General features: G+C 63.6%; 16 protein-coding genes. 13 read left to right on the top strand and 3 right to left on the bottom strand.

What is annotated here, in order from left to right; genetic code table 11:
• Positions 1 to 58: 58 nt before the first annotated feature.
• Entirely contained in the window at positions 59 to 907 is an 849-nt protein-coding gene (bhcR, locus tag MHM97_RS05335) for an HTH-type transcriptional regulator BhcR (RefSeq protein ID WP_239320375.1), read from the bottom strand.
• Positions 908 to 1,075: 168 nt separating this feature from the next.
• Here bhcR and bhcA point away from each other — a divergent pair, with 168 nt between their 5' ends.
• The 4 genes from bhcA to bhcD all read left to right on the top strand — a co-directional run bounded on the left by bhcA (position 1,076) and on the right by bhcD (position 5,562).
• The gene (gene bhcA / locus MHM97_RS05330) at positions 1,076 to 2,266 is read left to right on the top strand and encodes an L-aspartate--glyoxylate aminotransferase BhcA (protein WP_239320373.1); all 1,191 of its coding nucleotides are present in this window, start codon (positions 1,076 to 1,078) and stop codon (positions 2,264 to 2,266) included.
• The gene (gene bhcB, locus MHM97_RS05325; RefSeq protein WP_239320370.1) at positions 2,266 to 3,231 is read left to right on the top strand and encodes a beta-hydroxyaspartate dehydratase BhcB; all 966 of its coding nucleotides are present in this window, start codon (positions 2,266 to 2,268) and stop codon (positions 3,229 to 3,231) included. The genes bhcA and bhcB overlap by 1 nt, the downstream gene beginning before the upstream one ends.
• A 23-nt stretch (positions 3,232 to 3,254) precedes the next feature.
• A complete protein-coding gene (bhcC, locus tag MHM97_RS05320) occupies positions 3,255 to 4,418 on the top strand; it encodes a 3-hydroxy-D-aspartate aldolase BhcC (protein WP_239320368.1) in 1,164 nt (387 codons plus the stop codon).
• Positions 4,419 to 4,596: 178 nt separating this feature from the next.
• Positions 4,597 to 5,562 (top strand): iminosuccinate reductase BhcD, encoded by a 966-nt coding sequence (gene bhcD / locus MHM97_RS05315; protein WP_239320366.1) that lies wholly within the window; start codon positions 4,597 to 4,599, stop codon positions 5,560 to 5,562.
• Positions 5,563 to 5,635: 73 nt separating this feature from the next.
• On the opposite strand, the gene MHM97_RS05310 is transcribed toward bhcD, so the two are convergent.
• Positions 5,636 to 6,565, bottom strand: a complete 930-nt coding sequence (locus MHM97_RS05310; protein ID WP_239320364.1) for a LysR family transcriptional regulator — start codon at positions 6,563 to 6,565, stop codon at positions 5,636 to 5,638.
• A 177-nt stretch (positions 6,566 to 6,742) separates the two neighbouring features.
• Here MHM97_RS05310 and xdhA point away from each other — a divergent pair, with 177 nt between their 5' ends.
• The 9 genes from xdhA to MHM97_RS05265 all read left to right on the top strand — a co-directional run bounded on the left by xdhA (position 6,743) and on the right by MHM97_RS05265 (position 19,983).
• Complete coding sequence (gene xdhA, locus MHM97_RS05305) at positions 6,743 to 8,206, top strand: xanthine dehydrogenase small subunit (protein ID WP_239320362.1); 1,464 nt, start codon at positions 6,743 to 6,745, stop codon at positions 8,204 to 8,206.
• Positions 8,207 to 8,220: 14 nt separating this feature from the next.
• Positions 8,221 to 10,554: a xanthine dehydrogenase molybdopterin binding subunit gene (gene xdhB, locus MHM97_RS05300; RefSeq protein ID WP_239320360.1), complete on the top strand. Its 2,334-nt coding sequence runs from the start codon at positions 8,221 to 8,223 to the stop codon at positions 10,552 to 10,554.
• Positions 10,555 to 10,558: 4 nt separating this feature from the next.
• Positions 10,559 to 11,410, top strand: a complete 852-nt coding sequence (xdhC, locus tag MHM97_RS05295; protein ID WP_239320358.1) for a xanthine dehydrogenase accessory protein XdhC — start codon at positions 10,559 to 10,561, stop codon at positions 11,408 to 11,410.
• A 69-nt stretch (positions 11,411 to 11,479) separates the two neighbouring features.
• A complete protein-coding gene (locus MHM97_RS05290; protein ID WP_239320356.1) occupies positions 11,480 to 13,063 on the top strand; it encodes a xanthine/uracil/vitamin C permease in 1,584 nt (527 codons plus the stop codon).
• 251 nt (positions 13,064 to 13,314) lie between these two features.
• Positions 13,315 to 14,715, top strand: coding sequence for a DUF4856 domain-containing protein (locus tag MHM97_RS05285; protein ID WP_239320354.1), 1,401 nt, complete (start codon positions 13,315 to 13,317; stop codon positions 14,713 to 14,715).
• A gap of 125 nt (positions 14,716 to 14,840) precedes the next feature.
• Complete coding sequence (locus MHM97_RS22850) at positions 14,841 to 15,830, top strand: sterol desaturase family protein (RefSeq protein ID WP_239320351.1); 990 nt, start codon at positions 14,841 to 14,843, stop codon at positions 15,828 to 15,830.
• 176 nt (positions 15,831 to 16,006) lie between these two features.
• On the top strand, positions 16,007 to 18,055 hold the full coding sequence (locus MHM97_RS05275; protein ID WP_239320348.1) for a type VI secretion system Vgr family protein: 2,049 nt from the start codon (positions 16,007 to 16,009) through the stop codon (positions 18,053 to 18,055).
• Between the two features lie 34 nt (positions 18,056 to 18,089).
• Positions 18,090 to 18,347: a PAAR domain-containing protein gene (locus MHM97_RS05270; protein ID WP_239320345.1), complete on the top strand. Its 258-nt coding sequence runs from the start codon at positions 18,090 to 18,092 to the stop codon at positions 18,345 to 18,347.
• Positions 18,348 to 18,648: 301 nt separating this feature from the next.
• Positions 18,649 to 19,983: an MATE family efflux transporter gene (locus MHM97_RS05265; RefSeq protein WP_239320342.1), complete on the top strand. Its 1,335-nt coding sequence runs from the start codon at positions 18,649 to 18,651 to the stop codon at positions 19,981 to 19,983.
• Positions 19,984 to 20,122: 139 nt separating this feature from the next.
• On the opposite strand, the gene MHM97_RS05260 is transcribed toward MHM97_RS05265, so the two are convergent.
• Positions 20,123 to 23,429 (bottom strand): DUF7933 domain-containing protein (locus MHM97_RS05260; RefSeq protein ID WP_239320339.1); only part of this gene is annotated, 3,307 nt, incomplete at its 5' end.

The raw sequence follows: 23,429 nt of genomic DNA, 5'->3' as shown, positions 1-23,429 counted from the left end.
CGCCCGGGCTGGCAATGGCCCAGACGCCCGGCACCGGCATCCTATACCTCTGCGCGGCTCAGCCCCGTGGCGCCGCTTCGGTTCCCCCGATCGCCTGCGTCAGGAACCGGGCCGCCTCGATCACCGGGCGGCGCAGCCGGTCGATGTCGTCTGCACCGATCCGGCTGGTGGGGCCCGAGACCGAAATCCCGGCGATGGCTTCGCGGTTCATGTCGAACACCGGCGCTGCGATGCAGCGCATGCCGGCGTTCTTTTCCTCGTTGTCGACCGCAAAGCCCTGCGCGCGGATCGCCGCCAGATCCTGTTTCAGCGCCTCATGATCGGTGATGGTGTGATCGGTAAAGACCTCCAGCCGGGTCGCCGCCAGCAGCCGGTCCAGGCGGCCGACATCCATCTGCGCCAGCAGCGCCTTGCCGATGCCCGACGCATGCATCTGCGACAGGGTGCCGGGTGGGAAGAAGGCGCGGATGCTGGCGTGGGTCTCCACCTGGCTGAGAAACAGCACATGGCCCTCCTTCTCGATCCCGAGGTTGGCGGTTTCGCCCGTTTCCTCCATCAGCTTTCGCAGGATCGGGCGCGCGCGATCCACCAGACTGGTGCGGCGCAGGAACCGCGCTCCGATCACGAAGGCCTGCGCGCCGATGTGCCAGAGCTGTTCCTCGGTGTCGAACTCCACCAGCCCGCGCCCTTCGAGCGTCACCAGGATGCGATACACCGTGGCGGGCGATTGGCCCATGTCCTCGGCAATCGACGTCAGGGGTTTGCCCTGCGCCTCGCTCAGGAACTCGAAAACCTCCATCGCCCGGTCGAGCGACTTGATGGTGTTTTGCGCCGTCTTGTCGTGCCAGTCGCGCGGTCGTCCACGCGCCCGCCGGGTGGTCTTGGGGCCAGTTTCTTGCGAATCCATCAGATCCCTCCGGTTTTGTGCGAAATTCGAATTCACGATATGAAAAACTCAAGCGCCTGACAAGGAACGATATTTCCGGATGTTCCTATTTCCGAAAAACGATTTCAAAAAAATTTCATCGCTGGCGGGTCCGGCCTAGGGTGTCTCAACGACGGAAGGAGACATTCCATGAGCTTTCAAAATCCCGTGTTCATCCCGGGTCCGACCAATATCCCCGAGAGCCTGCGCAAGGCCTGCGACATGCCGACGATCGACCACCGCTCGCCGCTGTTTGGTCAGATCCTGCATCCGGCCCGCGACGGCGTGCGCAAGGTTCTGAAAAGCGAAACCGCCGAAGTGTTCATCTTCCCGTCCTCCGGCACCGGCGGCTGGGAAACCGCGCTGAGCAACACGCTGTCGGCAGGCGATACCGTGCTGGCGGCGCGCAACGGCATGTTCAGCCACCGCTGGATCGACATGTGCCAGCGCCACGGGCTTGATGTGCAGATCGTCGAGACCCCCTGGGGCGCGGGCCTGCCCGCCGACCGCTATGAGGAGATCCTGAGCGCCGATAAAGCCCACAAGATCAAGGCGGTTCTGGCCACCCACAACGAGACCGCAACCGGCGTGAAATCCGACATCGCTGCGGTGCGCCGCGCCTTGGATGCCGCTGGCCACCCGGCACTGCTGTTTGTTGATGGCGTCAGCTCCATCGCCTCGATGGATTTCCGCATGGACGAATGGGGCGTCGACGTGGCCGTCACCGGCTCGCAAAAGGGATTTATGCTGAGCGCGGGCCTCGCCATCGTCGGCTTCAGCGCCAAGGCGATGGAGGCCACCAAGACCGCCCAGCTGCCGCGCACCTTCTTTGACGTGCATGACATGGCCAAGGGCTATGCCAACAACGCCTACCCCTACACGCCTGCCGTGGGTCTGATGAACGGGCTCAATGAATCCTGCAAGATGCTGCTGGCTGAGGGGCTGGAGAACGTCTTTGCCCGCCACCACCGCATCGCCGAAGGGGTACGTGCCGCTGTGGGCGCCTGGGGGCTGGAGCTCTGCGCCGCGTCGCCGGAGGTCTATTCCGACACCGTCAGCGCCATCCGCACGCCCGAAGGGTTCAACGCCACCGATATCGTCACCCATGCCGCCGACAAATACGGCGTCGCCTTTGGCGTGGGTCTGGGCGAGGTCGCGGGCAAAGTGTTCCGCATCGGCCACCTCGGCAGCCTGACCGATGTGATGGCGCTCTCCGGGATCGCCACCGCCGAGATGTGCATGGTCGACCTTGGCCTTGATATCCAACTCGGCTCCGGTGTTGCGGCGGCGCAGGACTATTATCGCGGCAATGCGGCCTCGGCACAGCAGGACGCCGCGTGATGAAGGACAGCGCGATGTATATCCCCACCTATGAGGACATGCTGGCGGCGCATGATCGGATTGCGCCGCACATCCGCCGCACGCCGATCCGCACCTCGGCCTATCTGAACGAGCTGATCGGCGCGGAGCTGTTCTTCAAGTGCGAGAACTTTCAGGAGCCGGGCGCCTTCAAGGTGCGCGGCGCCAGCAACGCGGTGTTTGGCCTGGACGAAGCGCAGGCGGCCAAGGGCGTGGCGACGCATTCCAGCGGCAACCATGCCTCCTGCCTGTCCTATGCGGCGATGCTGCGCGGCATTCCCTGCAACGTGGTGATGCCGCGCACCGCGCCGCAAGCCAAGAAGGACACCGTGCGTCGCTATGGTGGCAAGATCACCGAATGCGAGCCGTCAACCTCCTCGCGCGAGGAGACCTTTGCCCGCGTGCAGGCCGAGACGGGCGGCGATTTTGTGCATCCCTACAACGACCCGCGTGTGATCGCGGGCCAGGGCACCTGCGCCAAGGAGTTCGTGGAACAGACCGATGGGCTTGATTTTGCGCTCGCACCGATCGGCGGCGGCGGCATGATCTCTGGCACCTGCCTGACCCTGTCGACGCTGGCGCCGGAAACCCGGATCATCGCCGCCGAGCCCGAGCAGGCCGATGACGCCTACCGCAGCTTCAAGGCGGGCCACATCATCGCCGATGATGCGCCCAAGACCATCGCCGACGGGCTGCTGGTGCCGCTCAAGGATCTGACCTGGCATTTTGTGTCGAACCATGTGTCCGACATCCTGACCGCCTCCGATCCCGAGATCATCGACGCGATGAAGCTGATCTGGAAGCACCTGCGTGTGGTGATGGAGCCCTCCTCTGCCGTGCCCCTCGCCACCATCCTGAAAAACCCCGATGCGTTCAAAGGCAAGCGCGTCGGCATCATCATCACCGGCGGCAATGTCGATCTCGACAGACTGCCCTGGACCCTGTGAGACCCAGTAAGGGAGTGACCAAAATGAATGCACCCGTGAATTTCGACAATCTCGAAGTTGGCTATGACGTCCCTGCCCTGCCCGGCATGGACGAAGCCGACATCCAGACCCCCTGCCTGGTGCTGGATCTGGACGCGCTGGAGCGCAACATCAAGAAGATGGGCGACTATGCCAAGGCGCATGGCATGCGGCATCGCGTGCACGGCAAGATGCACAAATCGGTGGATGTGGCCAAGCTGCAGGAATCCCTGGGCGGCGCGGTGGGCGTCTGCTGCCAGAAGGTGTCGGAGGCCGAAGTCTTTGCCCGCGGCGGCATCAAGGACGTGCTGGTGTCGAACCAGGTGCGGGACTTGGCCAAGATCGACCGTCTGGCGCGGCTGCCGAAACTGGGCGCGCGCACCATCGTCTGCGTCGATGACATCGCCAATGTGGCGGATCTTTCGGCAGGCGCGCAAAAGCACGGCACCGAGATCGAGTGCTTTGTCGAGATCGACTGCGGCGCCGGGCGCTGCGGTGTCACCACGACCGAGGCGGTGGTGGAGATCGCGCAGGCCATCGACGCCGCCGAAGGGCTGAAATTCACCGGCATCCAGGCCTATCAGGGCGCCATGCAGCACATCGACAGCTACGAGGGCCGCAAGGAGAAACTCGACATCGCCATCGCGCAGGTGACCGAGGCCGTCGAGGCGCTGAAAGCTGCGGGCCTGGAGCCCGAACTGGTCTCCGGCGGCGGCACCGGCTCCTACTACTTCGAGAGCAACTCCGGTGTTTTCAACGAGTTGCAGTGCGGCTCTTACGCCTTCATGGACGCGGATTATGGCCGTATCCTCGACAAGGACGGCAACCGCATCGATCAGGGCGAATGGGAGAACGCGTTCTTCATCCTGACCCAGGTGATGAGCCACGCAAAGGCCGACAAGGCGATCTGCGACGCGGGCCTGAAGGCACAATCGGTGGACAGCGGGTTGCCCTTCATCTTTGGCCGCACGGATGTGGAATACGTCAAATGCTCCGACGAGCATGGCGTGATTGCCGACCCCGACGGCGTGCTCAAGGTCGGCGAGAAGCTGAAGCTGGTGCCGGGCCACTGCGACCCCACCGCCAATGTGCACGACTGGTACGTCGGCGTGCGCGGCGGCAAGGTCGAGACCCTGTGGCCGGTTTCGGCCCGCGGCAAGGCCTACTGACGATCAACCCCGAACTGGCGGAGGTGCGCATCGCCGCCCTCCGCCGACTTTTTATTTGCCCCGCGCCCCCAACAAGCGGGTCGCGCCCAAGCCTGGGTGGGTGCGCAAGCGCCCGCCCGTGGGGAGGGTCGGGCGCGGCCCGGGCACACAGCCCGCGCCAGACGAATGGAGACACCCCATGTACATCGTTCCCGAACGGGAAATTGCCGACCTGATGACTCGCAAGGCCGCCTTTGACGCGGTGGAGCAGGTCTTTGCCGCCATGGCCGCCGGTGACGCCTATAACTTTCCGGTGGTGCGCGAGGCTATTGGCCATGAAGACGCGCTCTACGGCTTCAAGGGCGGCTTTGACCGCGCGGGCCTGACGCTGGGGCTGAAGGCCGGCGGCTACTGGCCCAACAACCTGGAAAAGCGCGGGTTGATCAACCATCAATCCACCGTGTTCCTGTTTGATCCCGACACCGGCAAAGTGCGCGCCATGGTCGGGGGTAACCTCTTGACCGCCCTGCGCACGGCGGCGGCGTCTTCGGTGTCGATCAAGCACCTTGCGCGCGAGGATGCAAAAGTGATCGGCATGATCGGCGCCGGGCATCAGGCCAAGTTCCAGCTGCGTGCCGCGCTGGAGCAGCGCGAGTTTGAAAAGGTGATCGGCTGGAACCTGCATCCCGAGATGCTGGAGAACCTCGAAGAGGTCGCCACCGAGGCGGGCCTGCCATTCGAGGCGGTGGAGCTGGACGGGCTGAAAGAGGCGGATGTGATTATCTCCATCACCTCCTCCTTTGATGCCATCCTCAAGGCCGATCAGGTCAGCCCCGGCACTCATATCGCCTGCATGGGCACCGACACCAAGGGCAAGCAGGAGGTTGATCCCCAGCTGCTGGTCCGCGCCGATGTCTTTACCGACGAGGTGGCTCAGTCCATTTCCATCGGCGAGGCGCAGCACGCGGTGGCGCAGGGGCTGATTGCCGAAGCCGATGTGGCGCAGCTCGGCGCGGTCATCAACGGCGCGCATCCGGGCCGGACCTCGGCCGCACAGATTACCCTCTTTGACGGCACCGGCGTTGGCCTGCAGGATCTGGCCGTGGCCTCCTCGGTCGTCGAACTCGCGGTCAAACAGGGCATCGCCATCGAGGTGGATTTCTGATCTCGACCCGGCGTCAAAGCACCACCACTCACGAAAACGCCCCACAGATCTGCGGGGCGTTTTTTTGTGCGCGTCAGGCCGGATCGGCGCGCGGCGCCTCAAGCCCTTGCAGATAGGCCTGCCCCCGGCTGGTGATGAAATCCACCAACAGCCTGACTTTGGGATCCTGGAATTTCTTGTGCGGGTAAAGACAGCCAAATGTCGCCGGGATCGGATGCGCCTCGGGCAGGATTTCCACCAGCGCGCCGCTGCGCAGTGCCTGCGCCACCTCGAACCGCGGCTTGTTGATGATGCCGCGGCCGTCCAGCGCCCAGTTCAGCAGCACATCGCTGTCATCGGCGTCATATTTGCCCTTCACCTCGAACTTGCGAAAGCCGGACCTGGTGTTCAGGGTCCAGTAGTATTCCGGCGACCGTGGATAGCGCAGCAGCAGGCAATTGTGCCCCTTCATCAGATCTTCGGGCGCCTCTGGCGTGCCGAACCGCTCCAGATAGGCGGGCGCGGCGCAGAGCACCCGGTCGCAGGTGGCAATCTTGCGCATTTTCAGGCTGGAATCATGCGGATTGCCCACAAAAAACGCCACATCGATGCCGTCGGCCAGAATATCCACCTTGCGGTCGGACATCCGCATCCGCACCTCGATATCGGGATGCGCCTCGACAAAATCCGGCACCAGGGGCGCGATGATGCGCCGCCCGGCGGCCAGCGGCGCGGTCACCCGCAGCGTGCCGCGCGGCGCCCCGGAGAATTGCGCCACCACGGTTTCGGCCTCATCCACGGCGCTCAGGATGCGCAGCGCTTCCTTGTAGAACTCGCTGCCCACCTCGGTCGGGGTCAGCGATCGGGTGGTGCGATTGAACAGCCGCACGCCCAGATGCTGCTCCAGTTCCTTGATTCGCTTGCTCGCCACAGCCGGGGTCAGACGCAGGTCGCGCCCGCCGGACGTGATGCTGCCCAGCTCCACCACCCGGCAGAACACCCGCAGGCTCTCAAGATACGCCATTATAAGCCATTCAAAATCCTCAACACTTGTGCCGAAGCCCAGTATACATGCGCGCTCGGCCTGCTTCTTTCAACGATCTGTTGAAAGTATTTCGCAAAGCCCACCATATTTCGAGGCAGTCAGAAACAGTAAACTCCCGACACTCCTGACAATCAGGAGCTGGAATTTGGAGGGCAAATGGCTCAGCAGAACGATATTCGCTTTCTTCTGAATGGTGAGGAAAAGACCGTCACGGATGTGAAGGCAACGCTCACGCTTCTGGACTATCTGCGGATCGAACAGCGGCTGACCGGCACCAAGGAAGGCTGCGCCGAGGGCGACTGCGGTGCCTGCACGGTTCTGGTCGGACGTCTGCATCAGGGCCAGCTGCATTATGAGACGGTCAATGCCTGCATCCGATTCCTCGCATCCCTGAACGGGTGCCACATTGTCACCATCGAACATCTCTCCGGACCCATGGGCCGCCTGCACCCCGTCCAGCAGGCCATGGTCGACTATCACGGCAGCCAGTGCGGTTTTTGCACGCCGGGCTTTGTGATGTCGCTCTATGCGCTGTGGATGGGCAATCCGGAGCCGTCGATGCAGCAGGTCGAGACTGCCATCCAGGGCAACCTCTGCCGCTGCACCGGGTATGAGCCGATTGTTCGGGCCGCGATGGCCGTCACCCAATACGGCACCCCGGCGCATGACCATCTGACCCGGGAGCGCACGGATGTGACCGCGCGGCTGATGGCGCTGCAGCCAAAATCGCGTATCGAGACCGGCCCCGAAGACGACCGCGCAATCCTGCCGCTGGATGTGGCGGATCTGGCAAAGGTGTTGGCCGACACCCCCAAGGCGACCATTGTGGCTGGTTCCACCGATGTGGGACTGTGGGTCACAAAATTCATGCGCCCGATCTCTCCGGTGGTCTTCATCACCCATCTGGAGGGCCTGAAGTCCATCGAGCTGAATGATGACGCGCTGACCATCGGCGCTGGTGTCACCTATTCCGAGAGCGAGGCCGCGATCCGCGAGGCCTTCCCGCATCTCGGCGAATATTGGGACCGCATCGCCGGCTGGCAGGTGCGCAACATGGGCACTATCGGCGGCAATATCGCCAATGGCTCGCCGATCGGGGACACGCCGCCGGTGCTGATCGCCCTTGGCGCAGAGGTCATGCTGCAAAGCCTGCGTGGCACCCGCATCCTGCCGCTGGAAGATTTCTTTATCGACTATGGCAAACAGGACCGCGAGGCGGGCGATTTTGTCGCCGCTATCCGCATTCCGCGCAGCCAGCCGGGTCAGATCGACGCGGCCTACAAGATCTCCAAACGCCGCGACGAGGATATTTCCTCGGTGGCCGCCGGGATCAGCGTCACCGTCAGTGATGGCATCATCACCGCCGCCCGTCTGGCGTTTGGCGGCATGGCAGCCACTCCGAAACGGGCCGCGCATACCGAAGCTGCGCTGGTCGGACAGCCCTTTACCACAGAGACATTCGATGCTGCCGCCCAGGCGTTGGCGCAGGATTTCCAGCCGCTGACGGACTGGCGCGCCACGGCCGAGTACCGCCTGACCGTCGCGGCCAACCTGCTGCGCCGGTTCCAGCTGGAACATGACACCGCTCAGGACGCGCCGGTGCGTCTGGCCATCGCGTGAGGGAGGACAGGACCATGAAAGATCTGAACACCACCGCCGAGATCAAGGGCGCCGCCCATCAGGACCTCAAGCACGACAGCGCCATCAAGCAGGTGCAGGGCCGGGCCGACTATACCGATGACATTCTGGAACCCGCAGGCACCCTGCACGCCTATCTCGGGGTCTCCACCGTGGCCCACGCCAACATCCGCAGCATGGATCTGACCCGCGTGCGATCTGCGCCGGGCGTGGTGACCGTGCTGACCGCCGAGGACATCCCCGGGGTCAACGATGTCAGCCCCACCGGCAAACATGACGAGCCGGTGTTCCCCACCGAGAAGGTGGAATTCCACGGCCAGCCGCTGTTTGCGGTGATCGCCGAGAGCCGAGATGCGGCACGGCGGGCGGCGGAGCTGGCGGATGTGGATTACGACGTGCTGCCTCATGCGCTGGATGCGATTTCGGCGCGCGATGCAGGCATGCCGATGGTCACCGATCCGCTGAAACTAGAGCGCGGCGATGTGGAGGCTGGTCTGGCCGAAGCGCCGCACCGTGTGCAGGGCCGCGTCACTGTCGGCGGGCAGGATCATATGTATCTCGAGGGGCATATCGCCTTTGCCCTGCCGGGCGAGGATGACGATGTGATCGTGCATTGCTCCACCCAACACCCGAGCGAGGCGCAGCATATGGTGTCTCATGTGCTGGGCGTGCCGTCGAATGCGGTGGTGGTGAACGTGCGTCGCATGGGCGGCGGGTTTGGCGGCAAGGAAAGCCAGATGAACCTGTTCTGCGCCGTCGCCGTCCTTGGCGCCAAGAAGCTGAACCGTCCGGTAAAAATCCGCCCCGACCGCGATCAGGACATGACCGCCACCGGCAAGCGGCATGATTTTGTGATCGATTACGATCTGGGCTTTGACGGTGAAGGGCGCATTCAGGCGGTGGACAGCCAGTTTGCGGCGCGCTGCGGCTATTCCTCTGATCTGTCTGGCCCCGTCACCGACCGGGCCCTGTTCCACGCCGACAACGCCTATTTCTATCCGCATGTCCGCCTGACCTCCTGCCCGCAGAAGACCAACACCGTGTCCAACACCGCATTTCGCGGCTTTGGCGGCCCGCAGGGCGTGGTCGCAGCGGAACGAATGATCGAGGAAATCGCCTATGCGCTCGGCAAGGACCCGCTGGAGGTGCGCAAGGCCAATTTCTATGGCCAACCCGGCGATGGCCGCACCCTCACCCCCTATCATCAGGAGGTGGAGGACAATGTGATCGGTCGCATTGTCGAGGAGCTGGAGGAAAGCGCCGACTATCAGGCCCGCCGCGCGGCGATCATTGCCGAGAATGCCAAGGGCGGCATCATCCGCCGTGGCATCGCGCTGACGCCGGTCAAATTCGGCATCTCCTTTACCGCCACCTGGTACAATCAGGCCGGTGCGCTGATCCACATCTACAACGACGGGTCGATCCATCTGAACCACGGCGGCACCGAGATGGGTCAAGGTCTGAACACCAAGGTCGCGCAGGTGGTGGCCGAGGCGTTTCAGGTCGATTTCGACCGCATCAAGATCACCAAGACCACCACCGAAAAAGTCCCGAACACCTCTGCCACAGCGGCCTCTTCCGGGTCCGACCTCAACGGTATGGCGGCGCTGGATGCCTGCCAACAGATCAAGACGCGGCTGGTGAAATTCGCTGCCGAGAGCCGGGGCGTGGCCGAAAGCGCGGTCAGCTTTGGCCCCAACCACATTCGCATCGGCGAGGAGGTGGTGGAGTTCGCGACCTTCATCCGCGAGGCCTATATGGCGCGGGTGCATCTGTCGGCGGCAGGGTTCTACAAGACGCCCAAGATCCACTGGGACCGCGCCGCGGGCAAGGGGCGGCCGTTCTACTACTACGCCTATGGCGCGTCCTGCTCGGAGGTCGCCATCGACACGCTCACCGGGGAATACCGGGTGGAGCGCACCGACATCCTGCATGATGTAGGTCGCTCGCTGAACCCGATCTTGGACAAGGGTCAGGTTGAGGGCGCGTTCATCCAGGGCATGGGCTGGCTCACCACCGAGGAACTGTGGTGGGATGATGCAGGGCGCCTGCGCACCCATGCGCCTTCGACCTACAAGATCCCGCTGGCCTCGGACCGGCCGCGCAGCTTCAACGTCGCCCTCGCCGACTGGTCGGAAAACCGTGAGATGACCATCAAACGCTCCAAGGCCGTAGGCGAGCCGCCCTTCATGCTGGGGATCTCGGTGCTGGAGGCGCTGTCGATGGCGGTGGCCTCGGTTGCCGACTATCGCGAGTGCCCGCGTCTTGAGACGCCCGCCACGCCAGAACGCGTGCTGATGGCCGTCGAACGACTGAAGGCCGGAGGGTGAGGCCATGCAGGCAGAGCGGCTTCGCCAATTTCTCGACGCGCCCGGCCCGGTGGCCAGCCTGCGGCTGACGCGGGTGCGGGGGTCCTCGCCGCGCAACATGGGCACAGAGATGTATGTGCGCGCCGAGAGCCTCTTTGGCACCATCGGCGGTGGCCAGCTGGAGCATCTTGCCATCGCGTCGGCGCGGGATTTGCTGGCGGCGGGAAACCTGTCGCACCACATGGATGTGCCGCTTGGCCCCGAGATCGGCCAATGCTGCGGCGGGCGGGTGGAGATCGCCCTCACACGGATGAGCACCAGCGACAAGGAGGCTGCCCTGCGCGAAGCAGAGGCACAGGACGCGGCGTTGCCCGCCGTCTATATCCTCGGCGCAGGCCATGTGGGTCGCGCGCTTGCGGATCTGTTCCAGCATCTGCCGGTGCGCGCGGTGCTGATCGACCAACGCGAGGAGGAACTGGACCAGTCCCGCGCGCAGGTCGAGCGCCGCCAGAGCGCAATCCCCGAAATCGACGTGATGAACGCAGCCCCCTGCAGCGCTTTCATCGTACTGACCCATGACCACGGGCTGGATTTCCTGCTGACCTCTGCCGCCCTGCAACGGGGCGATGCAGCCTACGTCGGCATGATCGGCTCTGCCACCAAGCGGGCGAAATTCGCCAGCTGGACCCAAGACCACTGCGACGGGCTCTCTGTCGCAGATCTGATCTGCCCCATCGGGGCAGGCGGTAGCCGCGACAAGCGGCCAGCCGTGATCGCCGCACAGGTTGCGGCAGAAGTGATCACGGCGCTGACCTCTGAAACTGCCGCATGTCACCCCGAATTCGGGGAGGCTGTGTCGCATCTCGCGGCGCAGTAACGCATCACCGGGTTGCTGTGGCGGGAGGAGTTACCAGCCACATCTGCCGGGCTACCAAGGGAGGTCCCCATGAGGGATGGGAGCTATAGCTACAAGCTGTTTCACCGCAGCGACTTCAGCGCGTTCTGGGCGCTGTTCACCGACAATCTGATCAACCTGATGGTGCTGGCCGGCATTTGCCAGTTTGTGTTCCAGATGCCTGCCGAGATCGTTTATGGCCGCATCGTGCCCGGTGCGGCAGTGGCGATCCTGGCCGGGATCGCGGTCTATGTGGCGCTGGCCAAACGGGCTGCGGCGCAACACGGGCGAGACGTGACCGCCCTGCCCTACGGCATTTCGACGCCGGTGATGTTTGTCTATCTGTTTGGCGTGATCGGGCCGATCTACTGGGCCACCAATGATCCGCTGCTGGCCTGGCAGGTGGGCATCGGCGCCGGCTTCATGGGCGGTATCGTCGCCGCCCTGGGCGCTGTCATCGGCCCCTGGCTCAAACGGGTGACCCCGCGCGCGGGCATGCTTGGCACGCTCTGCGGCATTGCGCTGGTGTTCATCGGTTCAGTGCCGTTGGCCACCGTGTTTGAAAACCCGTTTATCGGCTTTGCTTCGATGATCATCATCCTCTGGGGCCTCGTGGGCCGCTTCCGCCTGCCCTACAATATCCCCGCCGGCCTGCTGGCGCTGATCGTCGGCACCGTGGTGGCGCTGGCGCTTGGCACCTCGACCATCAACGTCGAGGGGATCGGTTTCTATCCGCCGCTGCCCTATGTCGGCGACCTGATTGCAGGTATCCAGTACCTGTTTGCTAACCCGGAGCTGTTCCTGGTGCTGGTGCCGGTGCAGATCTACAACTTCATCGAGACCATGAACAACGTCGAGAGCGCCGAAAGCGCCGGCGATCATTATCCGGTGGCCACCTGCCAGATCACCGACGGGGTCGGCACCATGATCGGCGCGGTCTTCGGCTCGCCCTTCCCGACCACCGCCTATATCGGCCACCCGGCCTATAAACGCATGGGCGCGCATGCGGGCTATATCATCGGCGTTGGCACGGTCATTCCGCTGGCGGCGATCTTCGGCCTGCTCGCCTTCCTCAACAACCTGATCCCGGTGGCTGCTGCCGCACCGGTGCTGGTCTTTGTGGCGCTGAGCCTGATCACCAACACCGCCCATTCGGTCAAGACCGAGCATATGGCCGCCGTCACCATCGCGATGATGCCGCATGTCTCGGCCTTCCTGATGGTGAAATGGGGCTCTCTCATTGGGGCGCTCGGCGCGGTGGGCGTTGCGGGCGTGCCGCAGCTGGGCGATGAAGCGCTGACCGCGGCGCTGTTGCAGCAGGGCGCGCATTTCAGTGGCCACCTGTCGCTGTCTCAGGGCGCGATCCTCACCGGGTTGATCTGGGGCGCGATCGTCGCCAGCGTCATCGACGGCAATTTCCGCAACGCGGGTGGTTTTGCCCTGGCGGCGGCGGCGATGTCGGCGCTTGGCATCATCCATGGCGCCAGCCTGCACTGGCCGGAGCTGACCAGCGTCTCCGGTGGCTACCTGATCGCGGCCGCCTTCCTGTTCATCTACCCGCTGTTTCACAAGGATGAGCATCCGACCAACAACAACGTGGTGGTCGAAGACCCCAAGGCGCACCCGGCGGAGTAACACATCGCCCCACCTTTAGCTGAAATCTGTCTGGGCCATTCCCGAAAGGGGGTGGCCCGATTTTATTTCACACAGCTGCGACACGCCCCGCGCCATGCCGCCCGGGCGGTGTGGCGCGCTTCCAAGTGCGGAATTCGAGAAAATCGACCCGGCACGACGGGCCCCCTTGACGTTTGCGGTCATTAATTGACAAAAACACTCTGAATAACAAATCGGCCCTCGCCGAGACCAAAATACTGGAGGAGATCCCTATGATCGCGTCAACGCTCAAAGCGACAACATGCCTGGTGGTTGCCAGCTTTATCGGCACGGCTGCCATGGCCAGTGACGCCTACGGCCCGTTCCCGGTCACGGTGAAAGGCTACAGCGGCGACGCCGAAAACTCGGTGTCCTATTCCGGGCAGGTGGCCCGTCACGTGTTGCACGACAGCCTGAAAAAGCTCGCAGGCAAGGGCGATGGTGGCAACAATGCCGCGCAGCTCGAAGCGATGCTGCTGGCCTATTTCGAAGGCTCCGATGACGATCTGGAGATCATCGCCCCCGCTTCCAAAGACGGCTTCCCGGTCAAGCAGTCCACCGTGAACGAGATTTCGTCGGGCAAGAACATCGCGGGCAAATTCTACAGCGGCGCCATGCTGGCCTGGCCCGGCAACAAATCCGGCGTCGAGGTTGCGCGCGAGATGATTCGCCACGCCGCGGCCGCGGAACAGGGCTATGACGCGGTCAACGGCTACGACTGGGCACAGTTGATCTCCAAGTTCACGCTGGGCGCAATGGCCTACAATCAGGCCGTCGACAACTACCTGGACGAAAAACTGGACGCCGACACCAAACCCAACGATCAGCCCTATTCCGAGGGTGCCGCCTACACCGGCAAGGAACATTCCTGGGACGAGGCGTTCGGCTATTTCGGCGCCCCGGCGCATACCGCCAGCCTGAGCCCGCAGCAGGCCTATGCGATCGCCAAGCAAACCGATCTCGCGGCGGCCGATGCCAATGGTGACGGGGTTGTCGACCTGAAGACGGAAATGGTCTTTGGCCCGGCCTATTATGCCGCTGGCGCCGACAAGGGTGGCACCAAATCCACCAGCTATCTGCAAACCATCTTTGCCGCCTTCCGCGACGGGCGCGCCCTGATCGCCTCCGCCGAGGGCGAGGCGCTGACCGACGCGCAGCGCAACGAGCTCAAATCCTATGCCGAGGTGATCGAAAGCAACTGGGAAAAGGTCATCGCAGAGGCCGTTTTCAAATATGCAGGCTCTGTCTACAATGACCTCGAAGCGCTGAAATCCGACGCATCCGACGAAAAAGCGCTGCGTGCCTACGTGAAGCATTGGGGCGAGCTGAAGGGCTTCAGCATGGCGCTTCAGTCGGGCAAGAACAACCTGGGCGCGACCGCCTTCGACCTGAACTGGCTGGTCGGGTTCGGCCCGGCCATGCCTGATGGCAAGATGGTGTCGGACATCGACGCCGACGGCAATTTCCTGCGCGAACGCGAGATGTCCTTTGAGGATTACCAGGTCAACATGCTGAAGGTCCAAAAGGCCATGATCGACACCTTCGGCATCGAATCCCGCGCCAATGACGCCACCGCCGGACTGGCGGATCTGGCTGAAAAGCTCGGCACCAACGCGTCGGCAGAATCCGACTGATCACAGCTTCTCCCATGCGGCGCAGATGCCGCCGCATGGGACACCGGCGTGCAGGACGGCATCCGCGCCCGCACCGGAACGCGCCTGCGTGAGCGCGCCGCGCCATAAGCCCAGGGAGTTGCATCGTGGAGTTTCTCGGTCATCTCGGCGACGTCTTTTCGGATTTTCACGATCCGAAGAAACGCATCTTTGTCGGCTATCTTCTGGCCGCGATCCTGATCGCGCTCCTGTGGCTGGTGGCCGTGCGCCGATGCTCGTTCCGGGATGCGCTGCAAAAGGTGTTTGATCGCAGCATTCTGTGGTCCGCCTCGGCACGGGCCGATTACAAGATCTTTGTAATCAACCGGATTTTTACGCTGTTCATCTCGCCGCTGCTGCTGTCGCAGCTGGCGATTGCCACCGCGGTCTATTATCTGCTGCTCGACCTGCCCGTGCTGCATCGCGAGCTGTTTTCGGACGCCCCCGTGGCGCTGGTGACCGTGCTGTTCACCGTCACCATCTTTCTGATGGACGATCTCACCAAATACGTCCTGCATCGCATGATGCACCGATGGCCGTTGCTGTGGGCGATCCACAAGGTCCATCATTCCGCCGAGACGATGACCCCCGTGACCGTCTATCGCGTGCACCCGCTGGAGGGCGTGCTCTACGCGTTCCGGACCGCCTTTGTGCAGGGCAGCGTCATGGCCAGCTTTCTGTTCCTGTTCGGCCCGAGCGTCGATCTGGTGACGGTGCTGGGGGTCAGCGTTTTCTCTTTTGTGTTTCATGTCGCCGGTTCGAACCTGCGACATTCCCATATCTCGATCAGATACTGGCCCTGGCTGGAACATCTTCTGATTTCCCCGGCGCAGCACCAGATCCATCATTCCAGCGCCAAGCGCCACTACGACAAGAACTTTGGCGTTGCCTTTGCGCTGTGGGACTGGCTGTTCGGGTCGCTGCATCTGTCCGAACCCGATACGGAGCTGACGTTCGGCCTGTCGCAGACCGAGGCGCATGCCTCCGACATCCGCAATATCTACCTGCGTCCCTTTGCCGACATGTATGCCGTCATTCGGCGCCGCCTGCCGCGGCGACGCCCGCGCGCAACCGCGGCGGTGAAATCCCAACGCTGATCGCGGAATAGCCGATTTCCGGCCCCTCGGGGATCGCGCCCCAGTGTCCCCGGGTCGGCAGCACGCCGCGTATTCGCGGCGCGATGGCAAAATTTCCCCGCCGCGAAGGCCCCATCCCCCCTTGACCCTGAGGCTGAAGCCCATAGGTTCGGATACAACTTTTAGGGTTTTGCTTTATGAATGTTTTTGTCCAGGACGCCCGGCTTGGGCGGTTCAACACTGTTCTTGGTCCGGATGCGCTGGTGCTGCTGCGATTTGACGGCAGCGAGGCGCTGAACGAGCTGTTCGACTTCACCGTCGAGGCACTGGCACCGCGTGATGATCTTGATTTCGACGCGCTGCTGGGCACCCACGCCACCGTGACCCTGGCGGGGGCCGATGGGCCGGTGCCCTTTGACGGGATCATCACCGAAGTACGCTGGCGCGGTCCCGGCGAAAACGGCTGGCGCTATGACCTGCGCCTGCAACCGTGGATCTGGCTCGCCGACAAACGGCGCAACCAGCGTATCTTTCACAACAAGACGGTTGTGGAGATCCTTCAGGAGCTGTTGGCGGATTACGCCCATCTGGGCAGCCCGCATCTGGATGTGGCGCTGACGGCGGATTATCCCGAACTTGAATACACCGTGCAGTACCGCGAAAGCGATCTGGCCTTTGCCCGTCGGCTGATGGAGCGTTTCGGCATTTCCTTCAGCTTCCGCCACGGCGATGGCCAGCACACGCTGGTGCTGAGTGATGATGTCGGCAGCCATGACCGGCTGGCCCAGCGGCCCTATTTCGGCACCGCCGACAACCGCGGCGTGCAGGGCGAGCATTTCTGGTCCTGGGGACCGGAGCGGCGCCTGACCACCGGCGCCACACGGCTGATGGACTACAACTTCAAGACCCCGATGGCGGCGATGGAATCCGACCGCATGGGGGATGCGCAATATGCCGAGGGCCAGATCGAAGCCTATGATTACCCCGGTGACTACCTGGACCTCGGGCGCGGCAAGACGGTGGCACAGCTGCGCTGCGAAGAGGAACGCGGCCATGACGCCCGGCACGCGGCGGCTGGCGACATCGTCGGGCTGAAACCCGGCCTGGTGGTGCCCCTGGGCGGCGGCGATGCGGTGCCCGGCGACGGCGGAGAGCATCTCTGCCTCAGCGCGCGCTATTGTTTCGTGAGCCAGGCCTATGGCTCCGTCAGCAGCGATCACAGCCATGACCGCCCCTTCACGGCGCAGTATCGCCTGATGCCGGTGGCCGCCCCGATGGTGCCCCCGCGGATCACGCCGCTGCCCATCGTGCAGGGCCCGCAAACAGCCGTGGTGGTCGGCGAGGGTGAAATCGACTGCGACGAACACGGGCGCATCCTGGTGCATTTCCACTGGGATCTGGAGAAAGCCTATTCGATGCGCTGCCGGGTGAGCCAGAACTGGGCCTCGCAAGGCTGGGGCGGCATGGTGATCCCGCGCATCGGCATGGAGGTGGTGGTCGAATTCCTCGAAGGGGATCCCGACAAACCACTGGTCACGGGCTGTGTCTACAACGGGCGCAACAAGCCCCCCTACCCCCTGCCCGCGAACAAGACCAAATCGGTGTTCAAGACCGACACCCACAAGGGCAGCGGCTTCAACGAGCTGACCTTCGAGGACGAGCGGGATCAGGAGCTGATCTACATGCACGGCCAGAAGGATCAGGAGATCGTTATCGAAAACGACCGCTCCAAGACCATCGGTCGGGACGAAAGCAACAGCATCGGCCGCGACCGGACACAGACCGTCGGCCAGGATGAAACCATGTCGGTGGGCCGCGACCAGCGCGAGACGATCGGGCAGGATGTGACCTATCAGGTCGGGCGCGACCAGCAGGAGAAATACGGCAAGGACCATGTGCATGTGGTGGGCAATATCCACAAGCAGGACATCTATGCCGATCACCTGGTCCAGATCGGCCGCAACCACGAGGAAACCGTGTTCGGGAAGTCCACCCTCAACGTGACCGAGTCGATCACCAACAACACCGCCAAGCACACGCTGATGGCGTTCGAGAAATTCGTCATCAAGGGGCCCGGCGGCAAGATCACGCTGGATGCATCCGGCATCACCCTCGAAGCGGGCAGCATCAACCTCAAGGGCGCGGTCAGCATGGGCGGCAGTGGCAGCGCCCAGGTTCCGACCTTGCAGAACGCCGCGCGGGACGCCCTGCCCCTGGTTGAAGAATGCCTCAGCCAGAAGGAGTGATCCCAATGCCTGGAGAGCTTGTCGGAGACGTTGCATGCAACCTGTAGCCCGTGTCGGAGACACCCACGCCTGCCCGCGCTGTCGCAAATGCCAGATCGTCAGCGGTGGCAGTGCGGTGATCGATGGCCGCCCGGTTGCGCGGGTCGGCGACAAGACCAGTTGCGGTGCGGTGATTACATCCGGCTCCGGCCAATCCCGCGATGACGGCATGCCGGTGGCCTATGTGGGGTGTTCGACGTCGGTCGGTGGCACCATCGTCAGCGGCTCGCCCAATCACAAGGTTGCGCCCTGACCCGCGATACGGTCGCGCCAGCCGGGACCGACAGCGGCAGCCACCAGCCCCCGCCGCGGGGGCGGAGACAGCGCGACGGCGCGCCGCGGCCATCTGTTTCGCCAGAAAGCTGCACACCACCTGGCCCGAAGCGCGCGCGCCACCATCAAACGCTGCCGCGCAGAAATGCGCTGCTATCGGTTATTGCTTCTAATGTCTCGGATGGATAATCTCTGCGGCGGTAAGCTGCCCCGCCGACGACATTCGGTGGTCCAAGGTCATCAGCTCTTTGGGTGACCGTGCAACACAGCACGGTGCCCACATGTCCAATACTCGAAAACCTGCCCCCCCTATAACGTCCCGATCACTCGTCAGGACCGCCCTTCCCATCGGAGCCTTCTATCTGACTGAGATCCTTGTCGGGCTGACTGATCTCGCGGTAGTTGGCGCGCTTGGCACAACCGAACTTGCGGCGGTCGGCCTGGGCAAAACCATCCTGTTGTCCGTGATGGTGATTGGCTTCGCGGTTCTGTCCATAGGGACAGTTCTGATGGCGGAAAAACCAGATCCAGCGCGCTGTGGTGCTGTTGTCTTGGCCTCTGTCGCGCTCATCATCCCGTTCGTCACCGCGGCCATAATCGTCGCACTCGCTTCTGGCGCAATATTGACGGCGAGCGGATACGACCCCGACCTCGTTGGCGCTTTTGATCGCTATGCAAGCATCTTCGCATGGGCCATAGCGCCCGCGCTTCTGCTCGCCGTGCTCAAGAACGTCCTGAACGCCATGGAGAGGACGGCTGCAATCACGTGGATCTCTATGGGAATTGTTCTGGGGAACCTCGTGGCAAGTATTGCGCTCGTTCATGGCATTGGTGCGTGGCAAGGGTTTGGTGTGGCGGGCGCTGCCTGGGCGACACTTGGGGTGAACGCCGGTGCCGCGAGTGTGCTTTTGGGGGTCGTGCTCCGCTCGCACCTTGTGAGGGTGAGACGGCTTCGACGCCATGTCATCCTCCGCTTCACGGCTGACATTATCCGCCTTGGATGGGCGGCTGGCGCGCAACAGGCGCTCGAAAGCGTTCTGTTTATCGTCGTGCTCTATCTTTTGGGGGGTTACTCAACGGTATGGCTCGCCGCCGGAACATTGGTTTTTGCTGTCATGGAACTGAATTACGCCGCGAGCGGTGCATTGGGGGAAGTTCTAGCGGCGCGCATTGCCGCGAACCGTGCCAAAGGACGTGCAGGTCTCACTCGGTTGCTTCGCCTTGGCGTAACGGTTGCCGGAGCTGTTGCCGCATGCCTTGCACTCATTGCCGGAGTATTCGCCGAGGCAACTGTCACGCTTTTCTCAAACTCCGACATATCGACGGAGGCCAGGTTTCTGATGATCAATCTGCTCCGGTGGACTGCTCCATTTTTTGTGTTCGACGCTTTGCAGATCGTCTACATCCATGCGCTGCGCGGGCTACGTCAAACAGTCATGCCGATGCTGCTGAGCACGAGTTGCTACTGGGTTGTCGGACTGGGGGGTGGTCTGTTCCTTGCCGAGGCCGCAAGCTTTGGCGCGCCGGGCGTTTGGATCGGGTTTTGCCTTGGCCTCACCTGTGCAGCCGTTTTATTGGCGACACTTGCATTTCGCGCGGCCAGGCATACCGGATGAAGAAGGCTATGGTGGTATCTGCGATTGCAGACATTGCCTCAGCCGCGGCGCATGGTGGCAGAGCCCCGCCCCCACGCGCAGGTTCGTCGCCCTCCGGGACACAGACGCAGGCCAGCCCGCGTTCCAAACAACCCGGGCGTCAGAACGGGATGTGAATGTTCAGGCTGGCCCCATAGGATTCGAAATCCGACGCCCCGATCCCGTCGTAGAACCCTTCGACCGCGACTTTTATCCCGCGATCCGGCACCACGAAGGTTGCACCGGCCTCCAGCCGGCCCCGGAAATCCGATTGCGACGACGCCAGCGTGGCGTCCGTCGGATTGGCCCCCTGCAACTTGTTGAAATCATAGATGCCCGAGAACGACAGATAAGGCGACAGCTGCGTGTTCCCGTCCAAGACAAGCTGCCAGGAAATCCTGGGCCCGAACTCGAACCGCCCCAGGTCGAAGTCCTGCGAGGGGATCACCCGGCCGAGCGTATCCGTATAGCTTTCCTGCTTTTCATAGTAGTAGGTCAGCCGCGCAAACGGGCTGATCGTGGTGCGCGCATCCAGTTTGAAATCCCCGGTCAGCCCGCCTTGCAACAGGAACCGCTCGGTGTCGAAATCATCTTCGAACAGCCCAAGCGCATTGACGGTGTTGGAGGATTGCCCATAGGTCGCCGCAACATCGAGATAGAGGTTCTGGTCCAGACGCACCACCACATAGGGCCCGGCCATCCAGCCTGTACCACTGGCCGAGGTTCCGGCGGCGCCATTGTCCTCGTCGGTGATATCCAGCTGCCCCATCACCCCCAGTACAACCTTGTCCGACCAGCGGTAGTCTGCGCCCGCAAAGAACAGGCCGGAGCGGCTCTCGAAGTTGCCGTTCTCGGTCACCGCATAGGTGCCCTCGGCCCAGAGGTCCCATCCCGAGGCGATCACGGGCGCAGAGGCCGGGGCGTCCGCCTCCGCCGTCTCCGATCCGGCAGGAGCCGTGGCGCTGAACCGCAGCGCAGGATCCCGCGCCGCCAAAACATCCTCCGCCGCGGCCTCTGCGCCCGCCTCAGCGGTCCGGAGCGACTCGCGCCAGCGCGACCCGTCATTGCGGCGGCGTGCTTCCTCCAGCAGCGCGCGCAGGCTGAAGCGGAACGTCGCGGATCTGCCGTTTGAGGTGGCGCGCAACCCAAACCCGTTGCGCCCCTGCTGCCGCGCCAACCCGCCTTGTGTCAGTCGCGACACCAGATCCGGTTGATTGGACACGATGGTATTGGCGCGGTTGGAGACAAAGGCCGCAATCACTTCCTGGGTTTTCTGAATATCCGCCTCTGCATCCCGGTCATTGGTGAGCGCAAAACTGACACTGCTGAGGCCGGTTGCACTTGCGCTGACATCATAGGAGGTCAGTGCCGATCCACCGGCATAGCTGGACGCCGTATCATTGGCCGTCATGGCAGAGCTGGTCGCCGTGCCGTCAGAGCCGGTGGTGACGGTTTCGGTCCGTGTCCCGGTGCTGGCAAAGACCACCGAAGCACCGCTCGCCGGTGCGGTAAAGGTCACATCGACCCCGGCGACGCCAGCGCCGCCGCTATCAGTCACCAGCGCAACAAGGGGCGCGGCGAATTGCGCGCCGACCTCGGCCACCTGGCCGGAGCCTGACTGGACCGAAAGCCCGCTGGCCACGCTCTGCGCCGTGCCCGTGACGGAAATGTCAAACGGGTCCTCATCCGCGTCGTCAGAGCCAAGGCTCAGATCAAACCCATAGGCGCCGCCTGCGGTGGCGGTATAGTCCACCTGCAATGTGGTGGTGCCGCCGCCGCTGGCAACGCTTGTCGCCGCCAGGGACAGGCTGTCCACCGTCACGTTGTTCTGATTGCTGATGCTGCTGGCCACCGACGGCGCGTCGAGGGTCAGAACATCCGTGCCGCTGTTGGTGATGGTATAGGTGACCGACGTGGCGGTGCCGGGGGTTATCGCTCCTGCGATACTGTCGGTGCCGCCATCACTCAGCGCCCCACTGGCCGAGGAGGACACCTCGATTTCCGGCGTCCCGCTCGCGGTCCCGGCCACCGTGATGTTGTACAGGCTTTCATCCGCATCGTCATTGGCCACTTGCAGATCAAAACTATAGGCCCCGCTGGCTTGCGGCGTATAGGAAATCTCAAGCGTCGTGGTCCCTCCACCGCTCGCCACCGTATTTGACGCCAGCGTCAAACCGTTCACCGCAACGTTGGTTTCGTTGGAAATATTTCCGGCAACGGTCGGTGTCGTGATGTTGAGCGTATCGGAGCCGGAATTGGTGAACGTGTAGGTGATGACATTGGCGGAACCCGCGCTTGGGGTCCCGGGGATCGTATCCGTATCACCGTCCTCCAGAGTGCCCCCGCTGGAAGAGCCGACGCCGATTTCCGCGCTGCCCGTCGCCGTGCCGCTGATCGTCAGGTCATAGGTGCCCTCGTCGGCGTCATCGCTGTCCACGTCCAGCTCGAAGGAGAACGCCCCCGCCGCCGTTGGCGTGTAGGCCACCGTGAAGGTGGTGCTGGCGCTGGCCGCAAGGCTGCTGGTGCCCGGGGCGGAGATACTGTCCACGCTGACGTTGCTCGCCGCCGCGCTGGCGGGCGTGCCGCTCAGGGTCAGGGTCGCATTGCCGGTGTTCTCCACCGTGTAGGTCAGCACCTGCTGCACCCCCACCGCCACGCTGCCCTGCGCATCGGTGTCGCCATCCGCCAGCGAGGTCGCCGCCGGGCGTTGCAGGTCGATCTCCGGCGAGGCCACGGTCAGCGACGCGCTGGAGGGGCCGGAATTGCCCAGGCTTGAGGTCAGATCGCCGCTGGTGTTGCTGTAGCTGCCGTCGCTCGCGGCGGTCACATCCGCCTGCACCGTGCAGCTGGCGCCCGCGCTCACCGTGCCGCCGGTGTAGGAGATCGTGCTGCCGCCACCGCTCGCCGTCAGCGTGCCGCCGGTGCAGGTGGTGGAGCCATTGGGCGTCGCCGCGACCTCCACCCCTGCGGGCAGGGTGTTGGTGACATCCAGCGCCGTCGCAGCGGTCGCATTGGCGCTGTTGTCGATGGTGAATGTCACCGTCGCCGTCCCATCCGCCAGGATCGCCCCCGGCGCGATCGCCTGGCTGAACCCGGGGGCCTGCGTCGCCGTGCCGCTGATCGTCAGGTCATAGGTGCCCTCGTCGGCGTCGTCGCTGTCCACGTCCAGCTCGAAGGAGAACGCCCCCGCCGCCGTTGGCGTGTAGGCCACCGTGAAGGTGGTGCTGGCGCTGGCCGCAAGGCTGCTGGTGCCCGGGGCGGAGATACTGTCCACGCTGACGTTGCTCGCCGCCGCGCTGGCGGGCGTGCCGCTCAGGGTCAGGGTCGCATTGCCGGTGTTCTCCACCGTGTAGGTCAGCACCTGCTGCACCCCCACCGCCACGCTGCCCTGCGCGTCGGTGGCGCCATCCGCCAGCGAGGTCGCCGCC

Source organism: Epibacterium sp. Ofav1-8 (assembly GCF_022348185.1).
GTDB lineage: Bacteria > Pseudomonadota > Alphaproteobacteria > Rhodobacterales > Rhodobacteraceae > Epibacterium.
The sequence above is the reverse complement of the archived record's forward strand: the minus strand, read 5'-3'. Positions and strand labels throughout refer to the sequence as shown.